15 protein-coding genes are annotated in these 16176 nt (G+C 45.3%); 5 read left to right on the top strand and 10 right to left on the bottom strand.

Features of this window, described 5'->3' with window-relative positions; genetic code table 11:
• Positions 1-28: 28 nt before the first annotated feature.
• From queG to ACN0V2_RS04890, 3 genes are read left to right on the top strand one after another with little or no spacing between them, the layout of a single operon-like run.
• Positions 29-1102 (top strand): tRNA epoxyqueuosine(34) reductase QueG, encoded by a 1074-nt coding sequence (gene queG, locus ACN0V2_RS04900; protein WP_417549728.1) that lies wholly within the window; start codon positions 29-31, stop codon positions 1100-1102.
• A 58-nt stretch (positions 1103-1160) separates the two neighbouring features.
• Entirely contained in the window at positions 1161-3098 is a 1938-nt protein-coding gene (locus tag ACN0V2_RS04895) for a methyl-accepting chemotaxis protein (RefSeq protein ID WP_417549672.1), read from the top strand.
• Between the two features lie 28 nt (positions 3099-3126).
• Positions 3127-5010 (top strand): PhoX family protein, encoded by a 1884-nt coding sequence (locus ACN0V2_RS04890; protein ID WP_417549671.1) that lies wholly within the window; start codon positions 3127-3129, stop codon positions 5008-5010.
• Between the two features lie 163 nt (positions 5011-5173).
• Here ACN0V2_RS04890 and ACN0V2_RS04885 read toward each other — a convergent pair whose 3' ends face one another.
• From ACN0V2_RS04885 to orn, 6 genes are all read right to left on the bottom strand, one after another.
• Positions 5174-6571 carry a cryptochrome/photolyase family protein gene (locus ACN0V2_RS04885; protein WP_417549670.1) on the bottom strand — a complete coding sequence of 466 codons (1398 nt, stop codon included), beginning with the start codon at positions 6569-6571 and terminating at the stop codon, positions 5174-5176.
• 9 nt (positions 6572-6580) lie between these two features.
• Positions 6581-8113, bottom strand: coding sequence for a cryptochrome/photolyase family protein (locus tag ACN0V2_RS04880; RefSeq protein ID WP_417549668.1), 1533 nt, complete (start codon positions 8111-8113; stop codon positions 6581-6583).
• A complete protein-coding gene (locus ACN0V2_RS04875) occupies positions 8106-8519 on the bottom strand; it encodes a DUF3429 domain-containing protein (RefSeq protein ID WP_417549667.1) in 414 nt (137 codons plus the stop codon). Before ACN0V2_RS04875 ends, ACN0V2_RS04880 begins: the two co-directional genes overlap by 8 nt.
• A complete protein-coding gene (locus ACN0V2_RS04870) occupies positions 8516-9964 on the bottom strand; it encodes an exonuclease domain-containing protein (protein WP_417549666.1) in 1449 nt (482 codons plus the stop codon). The genes ACN0V2_RS04875 and ACN0V2_RS04870 overlap by 4 nt, the downstream gene beginning before the upstream one ends.
• Entirely contained in the window at positions 9961-10113 is a 153-nt protein-coding gene (locus tag ACN0V2_RS04865; RefSeq protein ID WP_417549665.1) for a DUF2256 domain-containing protein, read from the bottom strand. The genes ACN0V2_RS04870 and ACN0V2_RS04865 overlap by 4 nt, the downstream gene beginning before the upstream one ends.
• Positions 10114-10198: 85 nt before the next feature.
• Entirely contained in the window at positions 10199-10750 is a 552-nt protein-coding gene (orn, locus tag ACN0V2_RS04860; RefSeq protein ID WP_417549664.1) for an oligoribonuclease, read from the bottom strand.
• Positions 10751-10859: 109 nt separating this feature from the next.
• On the opposite strand from orn, the gene ACN0V2_RS04855 reads away from it, so the two are divergent.
• On the top strand, positions 10860-12107 hold the full coding sequence (locus ACN0V2_RS04855; RefSeq protein ID WP_417549663.1) for a M48 family metallopeptidase: 1248 nt from the start codon (positions 10860-10862) through the stop codon (positions 12105-12107).
• A gap of 3 nt (positions 12108-12110) precedes the next feature.
• A complete protein-coding gene (locus tag ACN0V2_RS04850; RefSeq protein WP_417549662.1) occupies positions 12111-12386 on the top strand; it encodes a hypothetical protein in 276 nt (91 codons plus the stop codon).
• Here ACN0V2_RS04850 and ACN0V2_RS04845 read toward each other — a convergent pair whose 3' ends face one another.
• The 4 genes from ACN0V2_RS04845 to trxB are packed head-to-tail and all read right to left on the bottom strand — an operon-like array spanning position 12387 to position 16151.
• On the bottom strand, positions 12387-13424 hold the full coding sequence (locus ACN0V2_RS04845; RefSeq protein ID WP_417549661.1) for a GGDEF domain-containing protein: 1038 nt from the start codon (positions 13422-13424) through the stop codon (positions 12387-12389).
• A 26-nt stretch (positions 13425-13450) separates the two neighbouring features.
• Positions 13451-14704 carry an MFS transporter gene (locus ACN0V2_RS04840; protein ID WP_417549660.1) on the bottom strand — a complete coding sequence of 418 codons (1254 nt, stop codon included), beginning with the start codon at positions 14702-14704 and terminating at the stop codon, positions 13451-13453.
• Between the two features lie 7 nt (positions 14705-14711).
• On the bottom strand, positions 14712-15158 hold the full coding sequence (locus ACN0V2_RS04835) for a universal stress protein (RefSeq protein WP_417549659.1): 447 nt from the start codon (positions 15156-15158) through the stop codon (positions 14712-14714).
• Between the two features lie 54 nt (positions 15159-15212).
• A complete protein-coding gene (gene trxB, locus ACN0V2_RS04830; protein ID WP_417549658.1) occupies positions 15213-16151 on the bottom strand; it encodes a thioredoxin-disulfide reductase in 939 nt (312 codons plus the stop codon).
• Between the last annotated feature and the right edge of the window lie 25 nt (positions 16152-16176).

Raw genomic sequence — 16176 nt, 5'->3', positions numbered from 1 at the left:
ATTAATTCAGTTCACTATAATAGCCCGCATGACCGATCCAAATACAGTGCAGTTCTCCCGTGCGCTTCTTGAAAACATACAAATATGGGCGCGTTCTCTGGGCTTTCAACAGCTCGGGGTCAGTGATATTGACTTGTCTGCAGCAGAAGAACAATTACAGCAATGGCTGGCGCGTGGCTTTCATGGAGAAATGGCGTTTATGGAGCGTCATGGCAGTTTGCGGACGCATCCCGAACAACTGGTGCCGGGCACTATCCGTGTTATTACTGCCCGAATGGATTATTGGCCCGAAACCGCTGCCGATGCCTGGCAGGTGATTGGCGACAGTGAACTTGCTTTTGTTTCCCGTTATGCGCTTGGCCGCGATTATCACAAACTGATACGTAAGCGTTTACTTCGGCTATCGCAGCGGATTGAAGAGGCTGTAGGTGCTATGGGCTATCGAGTATTTACCGACAGCGCACCGGTAATGGAAAAAGCGCTGGCCCAAAAATCCGGGTTGGGCTGGATTGGCAAACATACCAATGTGTTAAACCGCCAAAACGGATCGTATTTCTTTTTGGGCGAAATATACACCGACCTGCCTTTGCCATTAACTGAGCCGGTTACTGAACATTGCGGCAGTTGTTCCGCCTGCATTGATATCTGTCCGACCCAGGCGATTGTTGCACCTTATGAGCTGGATGCTCGCCGGTGTATTTCATACCTGACCATTGAGCTGCGAGGCAGCATTCCGCTGGAATTTCGATCCATGATGGGGAATCGAATCTATGGTTGTGATGATTGCCAGCTGGTCTGTCCATGGAACAAATTTGCCCAGATGACCACTGAGTCCGCCTATTTACCTCGTGAAGGGCTGGATGCACCCAAGCTGGTGGATTTATTTGCTTGGACAGAACAGGAATTTCTGCAACGCCTTGAAGGCAGTCCGATTCGCCGTATTGGCTATGAGTGTTGGCTTCGCAACATTGCGATTGCCTTGGGTAATGCCGAAACTTCAGAGCCAGTGATAGTCGCATTAAACAGTCGGGTAGAACACCCTTCAGAGCTGGTCCGTGAACATGTGATCTGGGCCTTGCAGCAACATTCCAGTCAGTCATAAAGCTGTCATTAACTCCCGATAGAGTCTCGTGCCTGTAGGTTCTTAAACTGGAGTGGGTGTGAGATTAAGTCTGGTATCAAAATGGCTAGCGTTTTTTATGGCTGCCAGTTTAATGATTGCGGTGTTGGCAGGTATCTGGGGATGGCAACAATTAGATAAGCCCTATCAGATAGCCCAACAGTTTCAGCAATTCAAATCCCGATTTGATATCGAAGTGCGGGTTTTACTGGCCCGTTATCTGGCTTCCGGTGATGCGGATTTGCTTCAACAAGCTGAAACACAGCTTATTGAATTGTCTGCAGTTGAACAAACTTGGCTTGATGAGCAGGAGAATCAAACGATTCAATCTGCCATCAGTGTGCTACAGGAAAAAGTATTTGAAGTGCGTGAAGCTGGGAAATTGGCCGGTAACCCACAAGCTTTACTGATTCAAAACGAACGGGAACGAGATGGTGAAATTGGTCTTTTGATCGACTATGCCAACAATGTTGAAGCTGAAGGCCATCCTTATCAGCAAGCTTTTACCGCACTATTAGCAGAATTAAGTCGCCAACTAAATAATATTGGCCGTCTGCGACAACGTTATATCGAATTGCAAACCGATGAAATTCAATCAGCTCTATTGGCGGCCAATGCTTCATTTATCAATAAGTTAGAAGAATTAAACACCCTACCAAAATTTGGTATTTACTCAGAAGTAAATAGCGAAGCATTAATCCCACAGCAACCGGAAGAGCTTGGGCAGCGCGGCATTGACTCTTTGTTCTCATTGAGCCGGCGCTATGAAAAAGAATTGAGCAACACATTGCAATTTGATCAGCAGCTGCAAGAAAAGCGCGTTGCTTTGGGTGGCGAGATTTCTACGTTTGCCAACACGCTGGATCAGTTTCAGTTAAAAATACAAGACATCAAAGCAAGCATTATTCAGCAAGTGCAATGGATTATGACGGTCGTTGTTACCCTCATTATTATTGCCATCCTGCTGTTGTACTTTTTACAGCAAAGGATTATCAGATTCCTGTTACAGCTGGAGCATTATTTCAGCCAAATGATTAAAGGCAATTTTCAACAAAGTCTGGTATCCGATCTGCCGTTTATCGAATCACGATCGGTTGAGCAATCGGCATTGCAACTGCAACGTTATTTTGCTCAGTTAATTGATAAGCTGACTCAACAATCTCAAAATGTGCTGGCGGCGAGTAGCGAATTGCAGGCGGCCTCTATGCAAGCGGTCACAGTCAATAAACAACAGATTGCTGCCACCGAGGAAGTTTCAGCGGCAGTGAACGAATTATCGTATTCTTTTAAAGAAGTGGCACAAAGCGCATCAAATGCAGCTGAATCTACGCAACAGGCAACACAAGCAACGGAGCAAGCCGGTCTACAGTTAAGCAGCGCCGCCCAAGCTAGCCAGCAACTTGCTGAAGATTTGTTGGCATTTGAAACCACGATGAATACATTGGAACAACGCGGTAAAGATATCAGCCAGGTGTTGGTGGTGATTCAAAGTGTGGCCGAACAAACCAATCTGTTGGCTTTGAATGCGGCTATTGAAGCAGCGAGAGCTGGCGAGCATGGTCGGGGTTTTACTGTAGTGGCCGATGAGGTTCGGCAGTTGGCAAACCGTACCAAACAATCAACGGAAGAAATTCAGACCATAATTGTCGAACTGGTGAAAAGTAGCAGCGAAGCCGCTGAAACAGTTCGATCTCAAAGTTTGTCTGCCGAACACTGTGCTGAACAAGGCTTAAAAGCAAAAACATCAATGAGTCCGGTGATAACCGCGGTGCAGAATATTCATCAGATAAATGCTTCTATTGCTACGGCAACCCAACAACAAACCGCTGTAGTGGATGATATCGCCAGAAGTACTGAGCAAATTAAACTGCGTTCCGATACGGTTAACCAGCAGATCACAGAAATAGACCAGGCTGGCCACAGTCTCAATCAAGTCAGCCACAGCCTGAATCAATTGGTCGGACAGCTAAAACAATAAATTGATACACAGTAAGTCAGGGTAAAACATGATGAATAACCATTTTGATCAGCTTCTGCAAAAGCAATTGTCACGCCGCTCGGTGTTGCAGTTTAGTCTGGGCGCGATGCTGGCGTCAGCGATGCCATTGTCTTCAGCTGCCACGATGCTTCGCAATCATGTTCAAATGCTTGGCTTTAAGCCGATTCAGGCAGCTGATTTACTGGATGAAGTCGTGGTACCAGAAGGCTATAGGGCGGAGGTGTTTTACCGCTGGGGTGATCCGATTTCAGATGGACCAGCATTTAACATGGATGCCAGCAACAGCGCTGCCGATCAATTGCAGCAAGCCGGTATGCACCATGATGCTTTGCAGTATTTCCCACTACCCAAAGGCTCAAACAGTAATGATCACGGCTTGTTGGTGATGAATCATGAATATCTCGATCTTGATGTCATTCATACCGATGGCAGCCATGACCATTCACCGGAAACCTATAACGCCGACAAAGTCGCCAAAGAGCAAAATGCGCACGGCGTTTCACTGATTGAAGTCAAGCAGGTTGATGGTCAATGGCAAATTGTCCGGCCATCAAGTTATGCAAGACGGCTGACTGCAAATACTGAAATGACTGTTAGTGGCCCGGCAGCAGGACATGAGTTGATGAAAACTCAAGCCGATCCTGAAGGTAAAAAAGTATTGGGTACATTTAATAATTGTGCGAATGGCAAAACACCGTGGGGCACTTATCTGACCTGCGAAGAGAATTTTCATTACTACTTTGTTTATGATGCAAAACAGCCTAGAGACGCTGATACCGAACGCCGTTGGCAGCGTTACAAATTAGGCTTCAGTTATTACGGTTGGCAGCAGTTTGACCCTCGGTTTGATCTGGATAAAGAACCCAATGAAGCCAATCGTTTTGGCTGGGTCGTCGAGTTTGATCCTTATGATCCACAAAGCATTCCGGTAAAACGCACAGCTCTGGGCCGGTTTGCCCATGAAAATGTGGCTCACAAAATCGGTAAAGATGGTCGTCTGGCGTTTTACTCGGGTGATGATTCTAAATTTGAATACATCTATAAATTCATAACCCGCGATGCTTGGGATGGCACTCTGGGAGCACATCATGGACGTCTGTTGGATGACGGAATTCTCTATGCTGCTCGTTTTGAAGAAGATGGCAGTGCTCGTTGGTTACCGTTGGTATTTGGTGAAAATGGCTTAACTGCTGAAAATGGTTTTGTCGATCAAGCCAATGTATTGATTCATGCCCGCGCAGCAGCAGATATCGTTGGCGCCACCAAAATGGATCGACCTGAATGGATCACCGTACATCCACACACCGATGATGTGTTTGTGTCGCTGACCAATAACAGCGATCGGGGTAGTGAAGGCAAACCTGCTAAAGATGAGGCCAATCCGCGTAATCAGAATCTATTTGGTCATATCATTAAATTCAGTGAAACCGATGCCACAGCAACTGAGTTCAACTGGCAGGTGTTTGTACTGGGTGGTGAAGGTGAAGCCGAACAGTTTGCCAATCCGGATGGCTTATATATAGATGACCGCGGTGTATTGTGGATTCAGACCGATGTCAGTTCCAGTGTGATGAATGATGGACCGTTCAAATATTTTGGTAATAACCAAATGCTGGCGGCTGATCCCGATACTGGCGAAATACGCCGTTTTCTGACGGGACCAATTGGTTGTGAAGTCACCGGCGTTATCATGACGCCGGATATGAAAACCATGTGGGTCAATATTCAACATCCCGGTGAAATGCCTGAAGTTTTGGAAAATCGTGGCATCGTTAAGTCTCCTCAAAACCCTGCTGCTGCCAGCAACTGGCCTGATCATCAACCTAATGGCAGACCACGTTCTGCCACAGTGCTTATTACCAAAGAAGATGGTGGGGTGATTGGGACTTGAATCTTGGTAATTAACCACAGATACCCGGAGAGCACTGAGGTTTGAAAAATATTTATCCGCTCCGTGCCCCTGTGGTTAAGCCAAAAAGTCTGCGTTCATCTGCGAAATTTGTGGATTAAAGCTTTACAGTGCCGGCACCAAAAACTTCAGATTCAATTGAAAGCTAATCCTTCGGCAGATCCTTAAACGCCGCGATGGCATCTCTTCTGGCTTGTTTGTAATCCACTACCGGTTGCGGATAGCCGCATTGCTCGCGAAGTTCTGCTGGTGGATTATGGATTTGTTTGATTGGTATGTCTTTTAACTCCGGAACAAAGCGTTTGATAAATAATCCCTGCGGGTCGTAACGTTCGGATTGCAGGGTGGGGTTGAATACCCGAAAGTAGGGTGCAGCGTCGACGCCGGTTGAAGCACTCCATTGCCAGCCGCCGTTATTAGCGGCGAATTCACCGTCAATTAAAGTCTGCAAGAAATACTGTTCACCACGTCGCCAGTCGAGCAGTAGCAGTTTGCTGAGAAAGCTTGCAGTAATCATTCTGAGACGGTTATGCATCCAACCAGTTTGGTTGAGTTGGCGCATCGCTGCATCAACAATCGGGAAGCCGGTTTTGCCTTCGCACCAGGCTTTAAATCCGGCGTCATCATCGAGCCAGATAACTTTTTCGGTTTCTGGTTTGAATGCTTTACCCATGCTCAGGCGTGGAAAATACAGCAATAACTGTTTGTAAAAATCCCGCCAGGCGAGTTCGCGAAGCCAGTCATCATGACGCCAGTCCCGATTGGCTTCACCGCAATAAAACTGAATGGTGGCCAGTAATCTTCTTGGGCCTAACTGGCCGTTGGCCAGATAGGGTGACAAAGTGCTGGTGGCCGGTTTGCTGGGAAAATCACGTTGGTTTTTGTAATCATCCAGTTTGATTTCACAAAAAGCCGAAAGTCGTTCCAAGGCTTTTTGTTCGTTGCCGGGCCATAAGTCATCACGAAATTCTCCGGCCCAATCACATTTTAATAATTCCAGCTTTAAGGCTTTACCCTGTGATTTTGGCTCGGCATAAGGTGCTTGCTGAATATCTTTGAGGATTTGCAGCCAGCGACGGTAATAGGGCGTGAATACTTTAAAAGGATCATCCTGCTGAGTTTTTACCGGTAAGGAGACCAGTAAATCTTCGGCAAGCAGATGCACGTTAATATTGGCTTTAGTTAATGCATCATTAACGGCCCGATCGCGACGTTGTTCATCCAGCGGTGTTTCGGCTTGAAACCAGATATCGTGGATAGAGCGTTGCTGGCAGAATCGAAGCAACTCAGCAGGAACATCGGCAAAATAATCCACTTCAAGTATATGAAATTCAATACCGAGACGAGCAAGCCGATCAGCAAGATCCTGCAACACTGCTGCGCGAAAGCCTAATCTAGCAGGAGACTCATGATGTTGCTGCCATTGCTTCGGAGTCGCACAGAACACTACCTGGATTGGCCCTTGTTCGGCTGCCAGGGCCAATGCAGGATGATCATCAAGGCGTAAATCATTGCGTAACCAGACCAGTTGCGTTGCTTGCATAGTGTTTCCTTACGGTAAATTTCTGAACAGATATTCAGCACGCTGGCTGATGGCCTGTTGTTCATCTTGAGATTTGTTGTGCCAGTTTTTGACCTGCATACCGAGACGAGGGTTTTTACTCAGCAAGTCCTGATGTCGGTCGACAAAATGCCAGTACAGCGTGGTAAATGGACAAGCGTTATCGCCACTGGCTTGCTTGGGATTAAATGGGCAAGACTTGCAATAATTGGACATGCGATCAATATAAGCACCGCTGGCAATATAGGGTTTGGAACCGACGATGCCGCCATCGGCGTATTGGCTCATACCCAATGTATTCGGGATCTCCACCCAGGCAACGGCATCGACGTACATCGCCAGATACCACTCATGAATGGCATTGGGTTTAACGCCCCATAACAAGGCAAATAACCCCGTCACCATCAGCCGTTGAATATGGTGACCGTATCCATGATCCAACACCTGTTTGACGCTGTGATGCAGGCAGGTCATTTCGGTTTCGGCAGTCCAATACAATGCTGGCAGATTGCGCCGGGCATTGAGTGCATTCATCTGCAGCCAGTCATCGCGATAGGTCCAGTACAAACCACGAACATATTCACGCCAACCGAGAATTTGCCGGATAAAACCTTCCACCGCGTTTAATGGTGCTTTATTGTCGGTGTGCGCTTTTTCAGCCGCTGCAATCACTTCTGCGGGGGACAGTAGTTTGAGATTCAGGCAGGTCGATAAGCGTGAATGATAAAGCCACGGTTCATCAGTCCACATCGCATCCTGATAATCGCCGAAATGTTTCAGTCGATGCTGGATAAAATCCTTTAGTGCCTCTAGTGCTTGTTGACGAGTGACCGGCCAGTTAAAGGTTTCAATATTGCCGTAGAGATCCGGCAGAAATTTCTCAACATCCGTTATGACTTGTCTGGTGATGTCATCCGCTCCAAACAATAAAGGCGCAGGCAATTTGGATGGTCCTTTTTTGCCAAACCTTTTGCGGTTGTCCTTATCAAAATTCCATTGACCGCCAATCGGCTGATCATCTTCCATCAGGATTTGCCGGCTTTTACGCAGTTGGCGATACCAGAATTCCATTCGCGGTTGTTTGCGATTGGCTAACCAGGCTTTGAATTCGCCTTTTTCACTGATGAAATGCTGATCGGCCAGCCATTCAATCTCGATATCAACATCATTGGCGCACTGCTGTATTTCATTCATCACCCGGACATCACCAGGCAATACGCAGCGAATTTTTTCAAATGAATCGTGTTTTAACGTGGCAGATAAAGCGTCATAAAAACTGGTTTTTTTATCTTTTAACGTCCAATAATTCAGCGGATAGTTATCGGTTTTGAGTTTTTCAGCAAAGTGCCGCATCGCTGATAAAAATAAAACCGTGCGCTGTTTACTCGATAAATACTCTGTGGACTCAGCCGACACTTCAGCCATCCACAGTCGATCACGCTGAGAATCAAATTCATCGAACAATAGACTCTCGGCATCAAGTTGATCACCGAGAATAAGATTGAGATAACGCAGTTTAGGCATTTAATGTCGACAGTGCCGCCAGCCACAAAAAAAACGCAGCGCCGTAAGATAGATGTCCACGCAGCTGCATCAGCTCCGCAGAATAGATTTCGCTGAGTTGCTGTCGTTCATATAAGTGCAAGCCGATAAATGATAATGCCGCCAGCCATAGCCAGTAATGTGTGGGAGATAACAACCAGCACCAGGCCCATAGCATGGTGGAAACACTGACAATCACTACATGTTGGGGCAGCTTTTCACCGCTGCTGGCATACCAGAGCAGGCCACCCAGAAAACTGAAAATTAATGCCGCATAACTGAGCAGCCAGTCGATAGCATATAGATAGCCTAGCCAGCTCATAATCGCCAATCCTAAAAAAGGCAACAGTCCGGCATAGCCTAAAATTCTTTGTGTATTGGAGATCATGAAGCCTCCTCTGCTGGTAAACGTAAGGTTTCAATCAATAATTGTTTGGGGCGAAGTTTTAACAAAAATCGTAGCTGGATTTTGTAGGCATCCAGATCAAAATATTGTGGTTCAGCATATCGCTGTTGCAGCTTTTCATAAGCATCATGCTGATTTTTGATAGTACCAAGATACAGCCATTGATCGACCAGATGAAAGTGCGCCGCTTCATAATCCCCATCTGCCGGCAGTTCGGTAATGACAACCGGTCCTTTCCAGGGCCAGACCTGATTTTTAATACCCGATAACGCAGTTTGCAATCGCAGGTTGTACCGTATTGTCGGTTCTTCACCGCAGCAGGCACCCAAACATTTTTTTAATTGATAACCAAAACAGCCATTTTTAGTTTTTTCCAGGCCGCAAAGTTTCTGACACAGCTGATGTTCAGTAATCAAATCAAGCAGTTTTTTTTCTGCCTGTTTCTGACTGCGAAACAATCCATAACGCTGACTTATATCTGGTGGTTGATGTAAGTCAGCCATTTCGATAGTGGTTCGATGGTAACCCTTATCATCAACGGTTAATGCGATTTGATAAAGTCGTTTGGCTTTGGTCTGACGACGGTTATAGCGAGGGGTTTTGCTTTTGATTAAGTGGTTTTCCAGTAGCTGGGCACCAAAATCAGAAGGGGTTTCGATAAAATCGATATGCTGCAGTTGTTGCTGCATTTCCGTGTTGCGTAGTTTGCCATTCTGAACAAAATGACTGAGCACACGTTGTTTGATATTGACCGATTTGCCGATATATAACAGTGCGCCTTGTTCATCAAAAAATTGATAGATGCCGGGACGTTCGGGCAGTTTATTGATTTCAGCAATATCCAGATGGCTGGGCAAGCGGGTTTGTTGTGATAATTGCTTACAGGTTTGCTGAATAGTTAATTCATCAAAATCTTGTTGAGTCTGCTGGAATAGTTCAAGAATAACTTGGGCATCATCCATTGCCCGATGCCGTTGATGAATGGTCAGGCCGAGCCGGGCAACAATCGCATCAATACCATGACGGCGTTGCTCAGGGTATAACAAACGGCTGATTTTGACTGAACATAACGTTTTGGCAGAAAAGGTTATACCAATGCGACGAAACGATTCGCGGATAAAACCATAATCAAAGCGCACATGATGGGCAACAAACACTTTGCCAGCTAGACGTTGCTGCAATTCTTCAGCAATGTCGGAAAAGGACGGTTGATTTAACACCATTGAATCGGTAATGCCAGTGAGTTTGCTGATCCAAGGTGGAATGCCGATACCCGGATTGATCAAGGTTTGCCAGCGATCGGTTTCCACCCCATTAGTGATTTCAATCAAAGCAATCTCAGTAAGACGATCACGAATTGAATTACCACCCGTGGTCTCACAATCGAGCAATATCATTTTTTCCGGGAACCCTACTAAGGGTTTCATACGTGATTGACCTGCTTACGCTGACGACGGCACCGCTCCGAACAGTAAAGCACCTGCTCCCAGCTCTCACACCATTTCTTTCGCCAGCTAAACGGACGGTTGCAGATAAGGCACTGCTTTGTTGGTAAGTTTGGTTTGAGATGCGCCATTACAATCACAATTTAATTGAGTGTGATGATCATCCTGCGGTTGTCGTGAAATTACCGTGAATTGAAATTGTTATAAATTTTAAATTTACTCAGGTGCTTTAATCATATGTTCGCGATAGTGTTGCAGTTCGCGAATAGAGTCTTTGATATCGTCCATCGCCAGATGTGATGATTTTTTCTTGAAGGATTTTTCGACTTTGGGTGCCCAACGTCGCGCAATTTCCTTAAAGCTACTCACATCAAGATTACGGTAATGGAAATAGGCTTCCAGTTCCGGCATCAAACGCGCCATAAAGCGGCGATCCTGACAGATACTATTGCCACACATAGGGGAGATACCTGCAGGTACGTGTTTTTTCAAAAATTCCAGGGTTTCTTGTTCGGCCTGCTCGACGGTAACAATGCTGTTCCGAACGCGGTCAGCCAGTCCAGAGCCACCGTGTTGTTTGGTGTTCCAGTCATCCATACCAGACAGAATACTATCGGGTTGATGAATCGCAATGATGGGGCCTTCAGCCAAAATGTTCAGTTCGCTGTCAGTGACAATGGTGGCGATTTCGATAATATAGTCGTTATTGGTATCAAGACCGGTCATTTCCAGGTCAATCCAGATCAGGTTATGTTTGCTTTTGGCCATGGGCTCCGTCTTTTTATTACTACAGATTTAGGTGAACTATGTTGCCATTGATTGTATCAAAGGCTAATGTACACGACACCTTATACGATTCTAACTGGTTTAAAAAATTATGAACGAATTTAGCTGGATATTTTTAATTGCACTGGCCCTGATGACAGGGATAGAGATTTGGTTGTCATTGCGTCAACGTCGCCATGTGCTGGCGAATCGCGATGAAGTGCCTGCCGCATTTCGTGAGCAAATCGGTTTATCTGCACATCAGAAAGCCGCTGATTATACCGTTGCCAAAGGCGCTCAAATGCGTCGCGAAAGCTGGTTTGGTGCAGTTGTGTTAATCCTTTGGACTTTGGGCGGTGGTTTGGCGTTATTGTCTGGAGCTTGGGAAGCATTAGGTTGGTCAGCCATGACAACCGGTGTGGTATTGATTTTAAGCTTTCTAGTGATTGGTTCATTGCTGGAATTACCGTTGTCCTGGTATCGCACTTTCGTGATGGAAGAGAAATTCGGCTTTAACCGAAATACACCGGCCTTGTTTCTAGGTGACTTTGGCAAGCAATTGTTGCTGATGTTGGTGCTGGGCGCTCCAATTGCTTGGGTAACATTATGGTTGATGAATAGCACCGGTGAATTCTGGTGGTTATATTTATGGGCGGCTTGGATGGTTTTTGCCGTAGTGATGATGTGGGCCTATCCAGCCTTTATTGCACCGTTGTTTAACAAATTTACGCCATTAGATGATGCCAATCTGAAAGAAAAAGTTGAAAGTTTATTGCAACGTTGTGGTTTCAAAAGCCAAGGTATTTATGTAATGGATGGCTCACGTCGCAGTGGACATGGCAATGCCTATTTCACTGGCTTGGGTAATAACAAACGCATCGTATTTTTTGATACGTTGCTTAATACCCTTAATGAAGACCAGATTGAAGCGGTACTGGCACATGAATTGGGTCATTTCCGTCGCAAACATGTCGTTAAAAATATGCTGATGATGGCTGTGATGAGCTTAGTTGGCCTGGCATTGTTAGGCTGGGCTTCAACACAAACCTGGTTCTACACTGGTCTGGGTGTCGAGACACAAAACAATGCGATTGCACTGATTCTGTTTATGCTGGTTATTCCGGTATTCAGTTTCTTCCTGCATCCGTTGATGACATCTATGTCACGCAAATACGAGTTTGAAGCAGATGCGTATGCGGCATCGGTTTCCAATGCCGATGATTTGATTACGGCACTGGTGGCGTTATATAAAGAAAATGCCAGTACGTTGACGCCTGATCCATTAGTTTCAGCAATTTATGATTCACATCCACCCGCATCGCTACGTATTGCCGCTTTGCAAACACGAGCGGTTGTCTAATCGATGCGTTATTTAGTAGCTATGGTTTTCCTCAGTGTCAGCGCTACAGCGCTGGCACAGGGAAAACAATTACACGATGCCAATTGCATGCAATGTCATGCTTCACTAACCGATGGGCAACCGAATTCAATTTATTCACGTGCTGATCGTGGTGTAAAAACGTTGGATGGCTTAGGAAAACGGGTGGCTAATTGTGCGATTGCTGCGGATGTGAATTGGACTGCAACACAGCAAAAACAAGTAGTGGATTATCTTAACAGTCAGTTTTATAAGTTCTGACTAACGCAACGTAAGGCAATTTCTACCAGCAGCTTTTGATTCATACAAAGCAACATCAGCACGTTCAATGATATTCAATGTTGTATCGCCCGGTTGATACTGGCTCAGACCAACGGAGACGGTCACGGTCCCAATTGTTTCTTCACTGTCTTTTTTCTTCAAGTTGCTGCTAGCAAGCTGCTGCCGAATCAGATCAGCTATTTGTACCGCTTTGTGGGCTGGGGTGTCGATAAAGATGATTGCCATCTCTTCGCCGCCAAAACGAGCTGCAATATGTAACTTATCCTCACAATGTTTTTTCAACAAGCTGGCAAAAAACTGTAAGACACGATCGCCTAATAGATGTCCAAACCTGTCGTTAACCAGTTTAAAGTGATCAATATCGAATAAGCCTAACGTGAAGGTCTTATTGCCATTTTGGCAAAGATCACTTAATTTTTTGTTCAAGCAGCTACGATTTAGCAAGCCGGTTAAACCATCTGTTTTTGCTTGTTGTTTAACGATCTCTAACTCAGCTCTCAATCGAAGTATTTCTTGTGTGGTGGCTGCTAACTCCTGTTTCAAATCACTGCTGGATTGACCCAATTTACGAGTGTTTTCCAATATCTCAGAAAGTACACCTTTAATTTCTGTAATGTCTTCGGATTGTTCCAGTTTGGTTTGCTGGAGGACTAGATCATCAGAGAAATCACCAGCAGCTAATTCAACCTTGTTGAGCTGATTCATTGTGTTGTCGACAACCAGCCTTAACCCATTGTTAGTTGCCTCAAGCTTTTCCGGCATACCCATTAAGATATATTTTTCATATAGCTGTTGAGTGAGTTCAGGGCTAATTTTCTGTTGCTGTTGCAAGCGACTGTCGATAGCTTTTTTTAATGCCTGATTTGAGCCAGCGACATATTCGTACCAGACGGCATAGTTAACAGGATTAACAGGGGTTTGGTGTTGATTGATAAAGGGTAACGTGCGGCGTAGGTTTTCGGATGCCTGATGAAAAGGCTCAGTGTAAACAGGTGGGAACGAGGATGGTGTTGACACAAAATATCCTTCTTGAAGAGGCTTGCTCAAGCAAATTTGCGTTTTAATTTAAACAGCACGGGAACAATCAAAAGCACGGCCAACCAAGGAAGATACTGTAAAAATAATGCGCTTGGTGTATTCGCTTTTGCTACCAGATAGGTCAGGATTAAAAAGCTAATCATCGCCAGGTTTTGTACCCAATTATTTGCAGCCAATACACTGCCTAATTGGGTGATATCAGCATGCATCTGAATTAGTGCATTGAGTGGAATAATAAATAAACCGCCAAAAAAACCAAAGCCAATTATTGCCAAGGCAAACGGCCAAACTGAACTGAGATAAGGAATGATAAATAGCATGGCTATCATCCCTATTGCACCGACCAAAATGATAGAAAAGTGAATCTGTTGCCGGCACAGCTTTCCTGCCAGTAATGAACCACTAATAATCCCCAGCCCTGAGCAGGCAAGTAATCCTTGAATCACGATGGTGTTGTCTTCATTCAGCACGATTTTGGCAAACGCAGGAAATACCGCCAGCATGGTTTGTGATAAGGCCCAAAATAACGACAACCCTAATATCGAAAACCAGATGATGGGATTGCTTGTGACTAGTTTAACGTTGGTTTTTAATTGTTTTCCCTGACCATAGGCCTTCCAGTTGAAATTCCTATCTGTTTGACCTGAAAGTTTTACTGGCAGACGCCATGCTAACCATAACTCCAATAATGATAAACCAACCAGACACCAACCTAACGGGGCTATCAGTCGAATAATATCGGCTTCATTCTGATAAGTCTGACCACTTAATAGCCATTCAAACAGGATGGTGAACACAATGATTCCACTGAGAATAGCCACAATACTGGTGGCTTGGAGGAAACCGTTGGCGGGGGCAATTTCACTTTTGCCAGCTAATTCACGAATATAACCGTATTTGGCAGGTGAATAGATCGCACTTTGTGCCGCTAAAACGAAGGTCAAGACAAAGGCAAAGATAAACCAGCCTTGATAATAAGAGAGTGTTATCAGCAGAGTGACAATAACGGCAGAAAACGCTGACCATCGCATTATGCCGGGTTTAGCAAACCGATCTGAAAGATAGCCTGCTGGAGTAAACAATAAAATAAAAGGTAATAATATTAAGGCGTTAACAATCGCCGTCAGACCAACTTGCGCTGCATCATCATAAATCTTGAAGATAGTATTTTGCACAATAATTTTATGGCCCAGATCGACCATGGCGTTGATAAAGGCCACAGCGAGAAAAGGGCCTAGAGCCGAGAAGCGTAAAGTCATCTGTAAGTTAACTTTTATCCTGAAGTCGGACCGCCAGTACATCACAAAGGGCATGGTGCAATATGGCGTTTGCAGTCGAACCTAATAACATTTTGATGCCTTTACGCCCATGTGAGCCTACGACAATCAGGTCCACATTTTTTTCTTCAGCAATTCGCACGATATCGCGGCCTGGGCTGCCAAACTCAATCCATTGACTGTTTGGCTCAATATCAAATTTTTCTCCTAAAGCAGACAGTTGTTTTTTGCCTGCATCAAGTAAAGCTTCACGCATGTCCGCATCAACACTAATCATTGGCTCATAAGCAAAATCGGTGAGCGGGAAATCCTCTACGATATGGCATAAGCTCAAACGAGTATTGTTAGCTACAGCCAGTGCTTTGGCACGATGAATCACCATATCCGTATGGTTGGAAAAATCCGCTGCAATCAGAATATGTTGATAAAGGGCCATTAGAGTCTCTCCTCTGAATAAAAAAAGGCAGGGGAGACCCTGCCTTAATAAGTCTTATTTTTCGCTTTCCAGAAAACGCTCTGCATCCAGCGCTGCCATACAGCCTGCTCCAGCTGAAGTAATCGCCTGGCGGTAAATAGGATCAGATACATCACCAGCTGCAAACACGCCAGGAATACTGGTTTGTGTGCCTTTTTTCAGGATAATGTAATCATGTTGCATTTCCAGCTGACCTTTGAACATAGAAGTGTTGGGTTGGTGACCGATGGCGATAAACACACCCTGCACCGGAACTTCTTGAGTATCACCGGTTTCGGTGCTTTTAACTCGAATACCCGTCACACCTGCATTATCACCTAGCACCTCATCCAGTGTGTGATTCCACAGGATTTCCACATTGCCGGTTTCGGCTTTTTTCAGTAACTGATTACTGAGGATCTTTTCGCTACGAAAGCTGTCACGACGATGGATGATCGTGACTTTGGAAGCGATATTGGATAAATACAATGCTTCTTCTACGGCAGTATTACCGCCACCAATCACGGCGACAGGCTGATTTTTATAGAAAAAACCATCACATGTTGCACAAGCCGACACACCGCGACCTTTGAAGGCATCTTCAGAATCCATGCCCAGATATTTTGCTGAAGCACCGGTCGCAATAATCAATGCATCAGCAGTGTATTCACCCGCATCACCAGTTAATTTGAACGGACGCTGCGTTAAATCTGCAGTATGAATATGGTCAAAAATAATGTCAGTGCCAAAACGTTCTGCATGTTTTTGCATACGCTGCATTAATTCTGGACCTTGAACACCATCAGCATCACCAGGCCAGTTATCGACATCTGTTGTGGTGGTTAACTGACCACCTTGTTCAATACCGGTGATTAATACGGGCTCTAAAGCAGCTCGAGCAGCATATACTGCGGCTGTGTAACCCGCAGGGCCAGAACCTAAAATCAGTAGTCGGCAGTGTTTGCTGTCCGCCATATGAGTATCTCCCAGTATCAAATAA

The sequence above is a fragment of the Methylophaga sp. genome (assembly GCF_048266885.1).
In the GTDB taxonomy this organism is placed as follows: Bacteria; Pseudomonadota; Gammaproteobacteria; order Nitrosococcales; family Methylophagaceae; genus Methylophaga.
Note: the sequence above shows the minus strand (reverse complement) of the source record. Positions and strands in the feature narration are given on the sequence as shown.